The sequence below is a fragment of the Pseudomonas sp. B21-054 genome, from assembly GCF_026016345.1.
Taxonomy (GTDB): domain Bacteria; phylum Pseudomonadota; class Gammaproteobacteria; order Pseudomonadales; family Pseudomonadaceae; genus Aquipseudomonas.
On sequence record NZ_CP087204.1, the window covers coordinates 850,209 to 862,815 of the forward strand.

The window sequence follows — 12,607 nt, forward strand, 5'->3', positions numbered from 1 at the left end:
AAGGAGGACGTGTCAGTGGCAGGCCGCGATTAGCGCTTCACCGACGGTCCTCCAGTCCGATGTCTCGCTGTCGCTGTTGAGGGCGGTTGCCTTGAGCAGCAGGCTGGCCGACAGCCCGGTGCGCTGGCAGCACGCCTGGCAACGCATGACCCAATCCACGGCTTCCATGGACTGGGCGCGTTTGTGTTCCAGGTGTGCGGTCAGGTAGCTGACTTCGTCAGTGCTCCAGTCCAGCAGGTTGGCCAGCAGGTTATTGGCTTCTTCGCCTGCGCCTTGCGGCGTGTCCTGGTTGGCAAGCTGCAAGTAATGCAGCAGATGCTCTTCTGACCGGGCCTGATGCTGGGCACAGTGACTGAAGCGTTCGAGCAGATACAGGGTTTGAGGCGTCAGCGTTCCCGTGCTGCTTGTGGCCAGCCAGGTCGGGTTGTTCATCAATTGCTGCAGGGTGCTGCCGCTCAGGTGCAATTCCTTGCACGCTTGGGCCGTGCGCAATACCGTCGCCAGCAATGCAGGCATTTTCCCTGGGGCGCTCTCGATGGCCGCGACAATCGTCGTTGCATGGGCGTCGGCCATTTGCATCACACAGGGGAAGTACTCCGCGGACAAGTCGGCGAGGTCGTGCAACAGGGTCTCCACCACATGCCGGTCTCCGCTCGGCTGGGGATCTTCCGCCAGCAGTAGCGACAGTCGTTTTTCCAGGCTCTTGTTCATCGGCACGTCGTCTTCGATAACATCGAACAGACGACACCATGACGCGACATCGCGGTTGTCCTGCTTGAGCCAGTCGACCGCCCAATCCAGCGCCATCAGTACATCGAGAATGTTGGGCTCAGAGGCGTGCGAAGTACTCAATGCCCCTGTCACCAACGCTTTGCAGAAATCCTCCCCGCCCAATAAATGGGCCAGCGCCGTGCACTCGGAGGGAGAGAGCCCGAACATTCGGGCGATACGGGCCTGGCGGTAGAGTGACGAGACTGTGGATAAATCATGTTTAAACGAAGACAGGTATCGCTCGCTCTGCTTCGTCAGCAACAACAGCGAATCCTGCGTCATGGGAAGTCCGAGGCCAGCACTGAGATAGCTGAAGGTTTTCAGGTCCGTCGTGACCAGGTCTTCCACCTGCGGGTGTTCGAGCAATTGGGTTCGATTGAACACCTGGTCAAACAAGGGCACCTGCTGGCCGCAAGCAGCAATCGGCATGTCGTGCAGTAACGACGCAAACTCTTGCGGCGCGATGCCGTGGCGTTGGTTCAGGTAACGATAGACCCCCAGGGTGCGCAAGGTATTGGTGTTGAGCGTCATCGTCGTGCTGCCTTCCGAGCGCAAGGCACTGACGATCAGCGTGTCCAGTTCGGCAACGGGAATATCGGTCCAGCGCTGCAATCGGATCATTCGCTGCATGCGGGCGAACCGTTCGCGGGATGCGTAGGCAAAGGCATTCAACTCTTTGGTGATCGCCAGGGCTGGTTCCGATTCCGGCCCATTGATGTAAGCGGCGCCATGGCGGGGAAAAGTGGAACACGGACTGCTGGTCGAGGTTCGTGGGCTGTATGCACCTTGTGCCAGCAACTGCTCGACCTGTTCCGTGGTCAGCCCGGTGCGCTCCTTGAAGAACGAAAGGTCGTGCAGGCGATTGATATTTTCAGTGCCGTAGTTTTTCTTCAGGACGCCAAGGTCCAGGTCTGAACTGGCTGGCGCGAGCAGGATTTTCTGTTGCTCAGGACTGAGCCCGGACAACAATCTTTGCGCCTCGACATGGGATTGCGAAACATGCCCGTAAGGTGAGTCCCCTGGTGAAAACGGGAGTTTCAGGCTCACCCGATAATTCAGTTCGCCCAGCACCGGTTTGTTTGCGCCTAGCCCCAACAGGCACTGGTGATGATGCAGGTCGTAGGGCAGTGAGAAAGGGTAGTGTTCGCTGGCCAGGACCTGGTGGACGGTCTTGTCGCTCGTTGCCAGATGGGCTTTGATCGCGCTGCGCAAGGTGTCATTGACGATGTCCAGCATTGGCCGCGCAACGAAGGCACTTTGTTGATCGAGCATCAGCCCCTTGAGGTCCGGTCGCCGTTGCTCCAGGGTGATTTTGTCGGTTGATGGGGAGGCGTTTTCCAGCTGGCCGGCAAACAGATACAGCGCCCGCAGATAGGCCACGGGCGAGTCGATGGCAGCGATGTCACCTTCCTTGCAGAACTGATCCCAATGCTCGTTGAACAGCGCTTGATAGCTGACGGGCGCCGAGGTTGAGTCCGAACCCAGGCTGCGCCGGGCACGTCGCCGGGTATCGCTGGGCGATATCAGGTGCTCCTGATACAGGCGACTGACCTGTCGGGCATAGCTCGCGGCGTGGTCATAGACCTGCCCGGCATCCACGTCGGTGTACTTGCCCAGCTCAAGGACGAACTGCGCCTTGCCCATGCGCATGACGTCGAAGACCGACGTCAATCCCATGCGCTGCAGGGCTGCCCTGAAATCGGCTTGGGCGTTGTCCACGCCGATTGGGGCGTCGATGAGCCGGTGCAACAGTGAGTCGTTGCTTGCGTCCATGAGTTGTCCATCTCCTGTTCGAACGGAATGTGCGGTCCAGGGGAAACCGTACAGGAGCGTGGGACAAAAGGCGGTAGGACGAGAGGGGGTGGGTTTTGTACGAAAGGGCGATGCGTTGTCTGGATCTTGGTTGAGCGGGAGTTGATACAGTCGTTATGGATGAGTGTGTAACGGTAGCTGGACAAGCAGGAGAGATTAACCTAAGTTTGAAATCAATGATTTCATTGATTTCGAGAGGATTATGGCCAGCATCACGATTCGAAACCTTGATGATCAGATCAAGGAACAACTGCGTATCGCCGCCGCCCACAACGGTCACTCCATGGAGGAAGAAGCAAGGCTGATCTTGGGGCGTGCTTTGGCGACAGTCAGCCCGGCGGGAGGATTAGGAAGTCGTATCCGAAACAGGTTCAGCTCCTTGGGTGGAGTTGATCTGGATCTGCCTTCGCGTGACGAGAAAGCAACGGCGGTGGATCTTTCTGAATGATAGTGCTCGATACCAATGTCATTTCAGAGTTCATGCGCGCCGAGCCGAACGCAACCGTCCTGGCGTGGGTCGATTCACAGCCGGCAATGGACCTGGTTATTTGCGCTATTACAGTTGCGGAGATTCTTCATGGTATCGCTCGGCTGCCTTTCGGCAAGCGCAAGCAAAAGCTCGAGTCCCATGCCATGGCAATGTTTGAAGAGGATTTTGTCGACAGGATCCTGCCCTTTGATGCCCACGCAGCTGTCGAGTACGCGGCCCTGGTTGCGTCATGCGAAGCTAAGGGGCGGGCGGCAGGTATGGCCGATGCGCAAATCGCAGCCATTTGCCGAGCGCACGGCGCTCTGATCGCAACCCGCAATACCAAAGACTTCAAGTTCCCAGGCGTTGAAGTCATCAACCCCTGGAACCCTTGAGCAAAGCCTTCACGCGAAACGCCCATTGCCAATTGGAAACGGGCGTTTCTCATGATCAAACCCTGAAGTGACTCACCATCATTTGCAACTGATTACCCAGCCGTGCCAGTTCCACACTGGAAGCGGCGGTTTCTTCGCTGGCGGCGGCGGTCTGTTCGGACACGTCGCGCACGTTGATGATGCTGCGGCTGATTTCCTCGGCGACGGCGCTTTGCTGTTCGGCGGCAGCGGCGATCTGCTGGTTCATCGACTGGATGTTCGACACCGTGCGGGTGATGTTGCCCAGTGATTCCCCAGCCTTGCGAGTCAGGGCGACGCTGCTGTCGGTGAGGCTGCGGCTGTTGTTCATCACGGCCGCCACTTGCTGGGTGCCATTCTGCAAGCCGGCCACCAGGCCTTCGATTTCCTCGGTGGATTTCTGCGTGCGCTGGGCCAGGCCACGGACTTCGTCGGCCACCACGGCGAAACCACGGCCGGCTTCACCGGCGCGGGCCGCTTCGATAGCCGCGTTGAGGGCCAGCAGGTTGGTCTGCTCGGCCACGGCCTTGATCACGTCCATGACGCTGCCGATCTTGTCGCTTTCCTGTTGCAGCACGGTCATGGCGTCAGTGGAACGAACCACCTCGCTGGCCAGGCGTTCGATCTGGGCGATGGCTTCGCTGACCACCTTGTCACCGGCACGGGCTTCGCCATCAGCGGCGGCGGCTGCCTGGGAGGCTTCTTCGGCGTTGCGTGCCACTTCCTGGACCGTGGCGGTCATCTCGTGCATGGCGGTCGCGACCTGGTCGGTCTCGACTTTCTGGCTGTTGACCCCGGCGCTGGTTTGCTCGGTCACGGCGGACAGCTCTTCGGCGGCGCTGGCGATCTGGGTCACGCCATCGCGGATGCCGCTGATCAGGTCGCGCAGGGTCACGCCCATGCGCGCGATGCCTTGTTGCAGCACGCCCAGCTCATCGCGACGGGTCACGATGACGTTGTGCGACAGGTCGCCGCTGGCAATGCGTTCGACCACGGTCAGGGTTTCACGCAGCGGGCCGGTGATCTGGCGAGTGATGATCACGGCGGCAATGATGCCGACCAGCAATGCCAGCAAGGTGCTGACCAGTTGCAGGGTGCGCGCCTGGGCGCTTTCGGCGTCGCGGCGGTCGAGTTGGATCTGGTACAGCTGCTCGCTCAGGGTCACGATGGTCGCGCCCTGGTCGGTCATTTCCTTGCGTGCCTGCACCACGTCGGCGGTGGCCAGCTTGAAGGCCTGCACGGCGCTGCGGTATTGGGTCAGGGCGTTTTCCAGCTGCCGCAGTTCATCCTGGCGGGTGCTGGAGAAATGCTCATTCAGCGGTTTGAGCGAAGCGATGGCGTCGTCCAGTTGGGTGAGCGCCTTGCGCTCGGTGTCGGCGTTGCTGTTGGCGGTGTAGCCGCGCACTTCATAGCGGGCCAGCATGAAAGCCTGCTTGGCCTGGGTGATGGCCTGGAACTGGGCGAAACGCTCATCGCTGAGGGCCATTTGCCGTACGTCGGAATCGATGGCCTCGATCAGCTTGTAGGCGACCTCGGCGTTCGCGCCCATGGCGTCGCGGGCAGTGTTGCCGGTGCGGTAGGCGCCGCGCATTTTGTTCAGGGAAACCTGATAGGCACTGATGACCGCGCTCTGCTCCTTGAGCAGCTTGACGTTTTCCGGGCTCTTGAAGCTGTTGAGCAGCGCGTTTTGTTGCGCCACGAAACCATCGAGGGTGGTCTGTACGTTTTGTGCGGCGGTTTCGTCGCCATTGGTCAGCATGTATTGCAGGCGGGTGACGCGAAGTTTGGTCAGGCCGGCGTTGAGCTGCGTGATGTCGCTCATCCAGTTGCTGCGCTGGATCAGGCCACCCAGGCTGGTCCAACTGGTCAGCGCCAGCAGGCAGGTCAGGACCAGCACTAGGCCGAAGCCCAGGCCCAATTTCATATTGACGCTAATGTTGCCAAACCAGCTATTCATCAAATTCCTCCAGGAACGTTGTGCTGCTTGATCATCGATTGGCTGGAAGATTGTTGTTGTTGAGCCAGCAAGAACGTGTAAGAGGGTTGTATCGGCCATCCTGCCCAGATCTGAAAGGTTTTTTTCCAGGCCTCGGCATTCCTGGATATCCAGAGCACGCTCTCCAAGCTTTTTTTCACATCGGTTTCACTGCCTGCCTACGTCGACCTCTCTACTGTCGCGCCATCGAATGACAGGGTGGATGCCGTCGGGGCGGCTTGATGTGGAACTGAGACTGAGCCTTTTCGGCGTGACGCGTTTGATCGACACGCGTCGGTTTGCCCGTTACCAAAACGCCATGGTCGTCCTGGCTTCGGCGCTGCTGGTGATTCCGTTGACCCTCTGGCTACTGAGCCCGGCCGCGGTGCCGGACCTGGCCCATGGCAACATCGCCGGCGCCCGGGCCTTGGCCGAAGGCTGGGCCAAGGGTGAGGTGATCGTGCTGGTACGCCATGTCGAACGCTGCGACCACTCCAAGGCCGCGTGCCTGAATGATCGCGACGGCATCACTGACCGCGCCCGCGCCGTTGCGGTGGGCCTCGGTGCCCGGTTCGAGCAGTTGGGCCTGGACAACGCCGACCTCTACAACAGCCCGCTGGTGCGCGCTGCCCAGACGGCGGGCTACATGTTCAACAAGGTGAGTACTGGCGACGACTGGCTGATCAATTGCCGACATGACCTGTTGCGCAATGCCATGGCCCACAAGGTGGCCGGACGCAATCTGATTCTGGTCACCCACAGCGAATGCATGCAGGCACTGGAAACCACACTCAAACGCCCCACCTCGACGTTTGGCTACGGTGCTTCGCTGTTCGTCTCCACCGCCCAGCCACAAGCGCCACAGCTGCTCGGTTTTATCGATGCTTCTGACTGGCGCTCGGTGGCATTTCAGTAATTTTTCCCACAATCAGGACCGCCCATGCTGACGTCAGCTCGCGCCCGTTTCTATGGGCTCAATCTTGGAATTCCCCTGCTCTGCGCCGCGGTGGTGTTCCTGCTGTTCGACATGACTCGCATCGACATCGCCTTCAGCGATTTATTCTACGACCCGCTGCATCAGGTTTTTCCGTTGGAGCATGTGCGGCTGTTCGAGAAAATCACCCATAAGTGGGCCCGGATCATCCCGAACTGGACCGGCGAGGTGGCGATTATCGGGGCGCTGTTGTCGTTTGTCTGGCCGATCTTCAAGCCGGAAAAGCGTACAGGATTACTTCGCGTGTTGGATAAACTCAGGCTGACCAAGCCGCTACGTTTTGCCCACAAGCACCGTCGCGACTTTCTCTATGTGGTCTTCGCCTTTTCCCTCAGCACGGGTGTTATCCACTACCTCAAGGGCCATACCAGCGTGTATTGCCCGGTGGAAACCACCCAATACGCTGGCAAGATCGAGCACAAGGAATGGTTCCAGAATTTCAACCTGTTGAAAGTCGCCGGTGACGGCCGTTGCTGGCCCGGGGGCCATGCGTCGGGCGGGTTCACGATGCTGGCGCTGTATTTCGTTGCGCGCCGCTATCGCTGGCGCCATTCGAAGGCCTTGATGTATGGGGCGCTGGCCCTGGGATTTGTCTACGGCACGACGCGGGTCCTGCAGGGGTGGCATTACATGTCACACACGTTCTGGGCGGGGATTTTTGTCTGGTTGAGTTGTTGGCTGATGGCGTTGCTGTTCTATGGGCGAGCGGCCCTGGAGCAGCCTGTGTTGAAACGGCATCACACCACGCTCGCGCGAGCTGTGTCTGCGCAGGGTAACGCTCAATCGCCGGCTTGAATGGCAGGTAAAAAAAAGCCCGCGGGGGGGCGGGCTAAAACCTTAGTTTCTTGAATGAGCGAGGGGACTTTACCCAATCACGCGGGGGCGTGGGGTGAAGAAAAGTTCATGAGGCCGCCTCCTTGCGAGACCCCATGCCCTCGGATGCTTCTCACTTGAGATCAAACCGGTCCAGATTCATCACCTTGACCCAAGCCGCGACGAAGTCTTTGACGAACTGCGCCTGGGCATCCGAGCTGGCGTAGACCTCGGCCAAGGCCCGCAGCTGTGCATTCGAGCCGAAGACCAGATCGACACGCGTGCCGGTCCATTTGACCTGGCCGGTCTTGCGGTCGCGGGCTTCGAAGGTTTCCTGGGTATCGGAGCTTGGTTTCCATTCCACGCCCATGTCGAGCAGGTTGACGAAGAAGTCGTTGGTCAGCGCTTCTGGTCGTTGGGTGAAGACCCCGTGGGCCGTCTGGCCGACATTGGTGTTCAACACCCGCAGGCCACCGATCAGTGCCGTCATTTCCGGTGCGCTGAGGGTCAACAGTTGTGCCTTGTCGATCAGCAGCGCCTCGGCGGATACGCGGTATCTGCCCTTGAGGTAGTTGCGAAAGCCATCGGCGATGGGTTCGAGAAAACCGAACGACTCCACGTCCGTCTGCTCCTGGCTTGCGTCCATACGCCCCGGTGAGAAAGGCACTGTCACGCTGAGCCCGGCATTTTTTGCCGCTTGTTCGACGCCTGCGCTGCCGGCCAGCACGATCAGGTCCGCCAGCGAGATCTTTTTGCCGTCGGGCTGGGCGTTGTTGAACTCGCTCCGGACCGTTTCCAGGGTTGCCAGCACCTTGGCCAATTGTTCTGGCTGGTTGGCCGCCCAATCCCTCTGCGGGGCCAGGCGCAGACGCCCACCGTTGGCGCCGCCGCGTTTGTCCGAGCCACGGAAGGTGGAGGCTGCCGCCCACGCCGTAGACACAAGCTGTGAAACCGACAGGCCCGAGGCCAGCAACTTGCCCTTGAGAGCGGCGATGTCACTGTCGTTGACCAACGGATGGTCGACCGCCGGGATAGGGTCTTGCCACAGCAGTTCCTCATTGGGTAATTCCGGCCCCAGGTAGCGCGAGAGCGGGCCCATGTCGCGGTGGATCAGCTTGAACCAGGCGCGGGCGAAGGCGTCGGACAATTGGTCCGGGTTCTCCAGGAAACGCCGCGAGATTTTTTCGTAGATCGGGTCGAAGCGCAGCGCCAGGTCGGTGGTCAACATCGTGGGGTTGCGCCGCTTGGACGGGTCATGGGCATCCGGAATGATGCCGGCGCCGGCGCCGTTTTTCGGCGTCCACTGGTGCGCACCGGCCGGACTCTTGGTCAGTTCCCACTCGAAACCGAACAGGTTTTCCAGGTAGTTGTTGCTCCAGCGGGTGGGCGTGGTGGTCCAGGTCACTTCCAGGCCACTGGTGATGGTGTCGGCGCCTTTGCCCGTGCCGAATGTGTTCTTCCAGCCCAGGCCCTGCATTTCCAGGCCTGCGGCTTCTGGCTCGGCGCCGACATTGTCCGCGGGGCCGGCACCGTGGGTCTTGCCGAAGGCATGGCCGCCAGCGATCAGGGCCACGGTTTCTTCATCGTTCATCGCCATGCGGGCGAAGGTTTCGCGGATATCCAGCCCGGCGGCGACCGGGTCCGGTTGACCCTCGGGACCTTCCGGGTTGACGTAAATCAACCCCATCTGCACCGCGGCCAGCGGGTTCTCCAGGTTGCGTCCTTCGTCAGTGCGGCTTTCTTCGTTGCCAGGCTCGGCCACCAATTGGCCTTCGCCGGGATCTTGCATGGCGGCTTTGTCGGGCTTGCCGTAGCGAACATCGCCCCCCAACCATTTGTTTTCGGAACCCCAATAGACATCTTCATCCGGTTCCCAGACGTCCGCGCGACCACCGGAAAAACCGAAGGTCTTGAAGCCCATGGACTCCAGCGCGACGTTGCCGGTGAGGACGATCAGGTCGGCCCAGGAAATGTTACGGCCATACTTCTGCTTGATCGGCCAGAGCAGCCGACGGGCCTTGTCGAGGCTGACGTTGTCGGGCCAGCTGTTGAGCGGTGCAAACCGCTGCTGGCCGGAGCCTGCGCCACCGCGCCCGTCACCGGTGCGGTAGGTGCCTGCACTGTGCCAGGCCATGCGGACAAAGAGCGGCCCGTAGTGGCCGAAGTCCGCCGGCCACCAGTCTTGCGAATCGGTCATCAGTGCATTCAGGTCTTGTTTCAGGGCCTGGAAGTCCAGGCGCTTGAACGCTTCGGCATAGTTGAAATCCTCGCCCATGGGGTCGGACAGCGAGGAGTGCTGGTGCAGGATCTTCAGATTCAGTTGATTCGGCCACCAGTCGCGGTTGGTCGTGCCACCGCCAGCGGCGTGATTGAACGGGCATTTCGATTCGTTTGCCATGAGGGAGCTACCTTTGGTCGTATTCATCCAGCTATCCAGCCCGGTAGGGCTTCATAGCGGTAGGCGAAATCAATGACGTAGGTGCAGGGCTCACAGTTGCTCAGCTGATTGTCATGACCACACGGCAACATTAGAGAGCAGTCTAGTTGCCAGTACGGTGGCCCACGGCAAGCCCAATACGTTTCCGAACGCTTCCTATCTCTTATCAGGTTTCAACGGGCCGGATTACACCAGCCTGAATTCAGGCTAGTCCTCCTTTGCCAGATAGCTAATAGGCACACTGTTAACGGGTGATAGGAATAATCTTTTATCGGGGGCCGCAAGTGGGGCAGATGATATGAACGGCGCCTGCCGTGACGGACCCGACCATGAACAAATGCCCGCGCAGCACGGCCTTCCATGAAGCGGGTCACGCCCTGGCCTTTTGGTGGAACGGCCAACAGATAAAACGCATCACTGTGCGTACCAAGGCCGAAGCCTGCATGGGCCCTATGTTCGACTTGTCTGGCAACCCCCTATACGCAGAAGGGCTGGTCGAAGCGGATTACCTTGTCCCACGCCCGGCTTTTGACGCCAGGGGGATCGCTGAGTATTTGCCCTCGATGGTTGATTTCATTGAACGCGACCTGCTCCATTGCTTCGCCGGGCCCGTGGCCGAAGCGGTCTACCGACACCGCAGGTCCGATCGGTTGATCAGGGGCAGCGGTCGCGGCGATTTGGATCGGGGGCACGAACTGATCAGCTTGCTGCCGCCGCGCAAGCTACTTGTGGCCCAATCCCAGGCCATCGCTCGCTGCAGCTGTCTGGTGCATCGTTACTGGACGGCTGTCAGCGCTGTGGCGGGGCTTCTACAAGAGCAAGGCGTGGTAGAGGGCAAAGCCGTCACGACGCTGCTGTGTGAAATCACCGGGGAGTCGCCCATCTTGCTCGGCAATGGCGTGAAAAGCCTGGATTCGTGACCGAGACGCGGCAGGGAATCTGACCTGTTTGGCGTCTCAAAAAAGATATTTTCGCGGCGATTGCCGACGCTCTGTGTGAGATACGTCTCTTTTTTGAGTGGAAATTTCCCGCTCTCTTGAACCGAAAGGGATATGCAGGGTCTGGTGTGCGCGTAGTTTTGCGCATCAGCAGCGTGAGTGTTGTCGGGGCAGCCCTGGGTCTTCAAGTGCTGCCCGGATCAGGTTAAAGACCGGTGTTCGGTTCTTGGTCTGCTCGCGAGCTTGCTGTCATTTCCGTATCGAGGGATCGAACATGTTTGCACCCGCCCGTTGGGCGAGGTTATGCCTGGCTTTTCTGTGCCTTTCTCCGCTAACGCTCGCTTACGCCGCACCTACCCCCGGTGACACGGACCTGATCCGTGAGCGGCAGGATCGCTTGCTTGAAGAGCAGCGTCGGCGCCTTGAACAGCTCAAGGACCTGCCCGGAAAATCCGCAGCCCCCCAAGGCCCTACCGCGCCAGTCGATACCCGTTGTTTCCCGATCAAGACCATCGAGCTCAAGGGCGCCGACGCGTTGTCCGAAGGCGAGCGTCAACGCCTGCTCAAACCTTATACCAACCAATGCCTGGGCGTGCCGCAGCTTAACCAGTTGCTCAAGGTGATCACCGATTACTACCTGGAAAAAGGCCTGGTCACCAGTCGTGCTTACTTGCCGCAACAGGACCTGTCCAGCGGCCACCTGCAAGTGTTGGTCGTCGAAGGTCGCCTGGAAGGCCTGAAGGGCGCCGAGGGCAGCGGCCTGTCCGAACGGGAACTGGCCATGAGCTTTCCCGGAAAGTCGGGTGATTTGCTCAACCTGCGGGAGATCGAGCAGATGGTCGATCAGCTCAATCGCCTGCCATCGAACCAGGCGACGATGGAACTGACCCCCGGCCAGAACATCGGCGGCAGCGAAGTGCTGGTCAAGAACACCCCGCAGAAACCTTGGCGCGTCGGCCTTTCGCGGCACAACGACGGCCAGAAGAGTACCGGCGAACAACAATGGGGGACGTCCCTGGACTGGGACAGTCCCCTGGGCCTGGCCGATCAATTGGCCTTGCGCGGCGGTCACGATGCCGTTAGCGATCATCAGAAAACTTCGCGCAATGCCATGCTCTATTACAACCTGCCGTTTGGTTGGTGGAATGTCAGTTACACCTACAGCCAGAGCGAGTACCGCTCGCAGATAGCGGCCAACGGTTTCAATTTCAAACAGACCGGTGACAGCCAGAACCACCAATTGCGCCTGGAGCGGGTGGTCCACCGCGACGCCGTGAGCAAGACCTCGCTCAACACTGGCCTGGCTTACCTGCGTACCAATAACTTCATCGAAGACAGCAAGCTCCGCGAGAGCAGCAATCGCATCACCGAGGCGCAGTTCGGCATCAACCATGGCCGGCGAATCGGCAGTGCCTTCGTCAACCTCGACCTGGGCATGCAAGACGGTATCGGTGCCCTCGATGCCCAGGGCGACCATGACCCAGGCCGGGGGCTGCCGGATGCGCGCTATCGCAAATACACCGCCACCCTTAGCTACCTGCAGCCTTTCATGTTGGGCGGCGAGTCCTTCAGTTTCAGCAGCCTGATGACCGGCCAGCGCAGTGAAGATCCGCTGTTCAGCCCGCAGCGCATGAGCCTGGGTGGACTGTCGTCGATTCGTGGCTACAAGGATCAGACGCTGTCTGGCGACAGCGGCGGCTATTGGCGCAATGACCTGCGCTGGAGCCGCCCGGTGACCCTGCCGTGGCTGCGCCCGGTGTTCGCCGAATATGGCACCAGCCTCGGTTATGACCAGGGCGTGATTCGTGGCGACCGCTACAACGGCGACCAGCACGGGCGCATGTCGAGCAACTCGGTGGAGCTGTTCGCCCGCGGTGAACACCTGAACGCCAGCGTCACCTTTGCCCACTCTCTGGAACGCCCGGATGCCCTGACCGAGCGCGAAGCGCCGATCTACTTCCGCGTGGATGCCTTTTTTTAAGCAC

9 protein-coding genes and 1 pseudogene are annotated in these 12,607 nt (G+C 60.1%); 6 read left to right on the top strand and 4 right to left on the bottom strand.

The features are described from left to right. Positions 1-12: 12 nt before the first annotated feature. Positions 13-2,544: a Tc toxin subunit A gene (locus LOY70_RS03650; RefSeq protein WP_265033398.1), complete on the bottom strand. Its 2,532-nt coding sequence runs from the start codon at positions 2,542-2,544 to the stop codon at positions 13-15. 241 nt (positions 2,545-2,785) lie between these two features. On the opposite strand from LOY70_RS03650, the gene LOY70_RS03655 reads away from it, so the two are divergent. Together LOY70_RS03655 and LOY70_RS03660 are read left to right on the top strand one after the other, a co-directional pair. After that, positions 2,786-3,031, top strand: coding sequence for a FitA-like ribbon-helix-helix domain-containing protein (locus LOY70_RS03655; protein WP_092146225.1), 246 nt, complete (start codon positions 2,786-2,788; stop codon positions 3,029-3,031). Continuing rightward, entirely contained in the window at positions 3,028-3,447 is a 420-nt protein-coding gene (locus LOY70_RS03660) for a type II toxin-antitoxin system VapC family toxin (protein ID WP_265033403.1), read from the top strand. The genes LOY70_RS03655 and LOY70_RS03660 overlap by 4 nt, the downstream gene beginning before the upstream one ends. Before the next feature lie 55 nt (positions 3,448-3,502). On the opposite strand, the gene LOY70_RS30075 is transcribed toward LOY70_RS03660, so the two are convergent. Further along, entirely contained in the window at positions 3,503-4,366 is an 864-nt protein-coding gene (locus LOY70_RS30075; RefSeq protein ID WP_371857826.1) for a methyl-accepting chemotaxis protein, read from the bottom strand. 42 nt (positions 4,367-4,408) lie between these two features. Beyond that, a pseudogene (locus LOY70_RS30080) lies at positions 4,409-5,521 on the bottom strand (methyl-accepting chemotaxis protein); the annotation flags it as partial. Positions 5,522-5,684: 163 nt separating this feature from the next. On the opposite strand from LOY70_RS30080, the gene LOY70_RS03670 reads away from it, so the two are divergent. Both LOY70_RS03670 and LOY70_RS03675 read left to right on the top strand, forming a co-directional pair. After that, the gene (locus LOY70_RS03670) at positions 5,685-6,356 is read left to right on the top strand and encodes a histidine phosphatase family protein (RefSeq protein ID WP_265033406.1); all 672 of its coding nucleotides are present in this window, start codon (positions 5,685-5,687) and stop codon (positions 6,354-6,356) included. Positions 6,357-6,380: 24 nt separating this feature from the next. Beyond that, positions 6,381-7,229, top strand: coding sequence for a phosphatase PAP2 family protein (locus LOY70_RS03675; RefSeq protein ID WP_265033408.1), 849 nt, complete (start codon positions 6,381-6,383; stop codon positions 7,227-7,229). Positions 7,230-7,380: 151 nt separating this feature from the next. On the opposite strand, the gene katG is transcribed toward LOY70_RS03675, so the two are convergent. Beyond that, entirely contained in the window at positions 7,381-9,645 is a 2,265-nt protein-coding gene (gene katG / locus LOY70_RS03680; RefSeq protein WP_265033410.1) for a catalase/peroxidase HPI, read from the bottom strand. 368 nt (positions 9,646-10,013) lie between these two features. Between katG and LOY70_RS03685 the strand changes: the two genes are divergently transcribed. Together LOY70_RS03685 and LOY70_RS03690 are read left to right on the top strand one after the other, a co-directional pair. After that, positions 10,014-10,604: a hypothetical protein gene (locus tag LOY70_RS03685; protein ID WP_265033412.1), complete on the top strand. Its 591-nt coding sequence runs from the start codon at positions 10,014-10,016 to the stop codon at positions 10,602-10,604. A gap of 292 nt (positions 10,605-10,896) precedes the next feature. Continuing rightward, positions 10,897-12,603 carry a ShlB/FhaC/HecB family hemolysin secretion/activation protein gene (locus LOY70_RS03690; RefSeq protein WP_265033414.1) on the top strand — a complete coding sequence of 569 codons (1,707 nt, stop codon included), beginning with the start codon at positions 10,897-10,899 and terminating at the stop codon, positions 12,601-12,603. Positions 12,604-12,607 lie beyond the last annotated feature (4 nt).

Coding starts and splice junctions, on each gene's coding strand:
- LOY70_RS03650 (WP_265033398.1), bottom strand. CDS start 2,544: ATGGACGCAAGCAACGACTCACTGTTGCACCGGCTCATCGACGCCCCA.
- LOY70_RS03655 (WP_092146225.1), top strand. CDS start 2,786: ATGGCCAGCATCACGATTCGAAACCTTGATGATCAGATCAAGGAACAA.
- LOY70_RS03660 (WP_265033403.1), top strand. CDS start 3,028: ATGATAGTGCTCGATACCAATGTCATTTCAGAGTTCATGCGCGCCGAG.
- LOY70_RS30075 (WP_371857826.1), bottom strand. CDS start 4,366: ATGGGCGTGACCCTGCGCGACCTGATCAGCGGCATCCGCGATGGCGTG.
- LOY70_RS03675 (WP_265033408.1), top strand. CDS start 6,381: ATGCTGACGTCAGCTCGCGCCCGTTTCTATGGGCTCAATCTTGGAATT.
- katG (WP_265033410.1), bottom strand. CDS start 9,645: ATGGCAAACGAATCGAAATGCCCGTTCAATCACGCCGCTGGCGGTGGC.
- LOY70_RS03685 (WP_265033412.1), top strand. CDS start 10,014: ATGAACAAATGCCCGCGCAGCACGGCCTTCCATGAAGCGGGTCACGCC.
- LOY70_RS03690 (WP_265033414.1), top strand. CDS start 10,897: ATGTTTGCACCCGCCCGTTGGGCGAGGTTATGCCTGGCTTTTCTGTGC.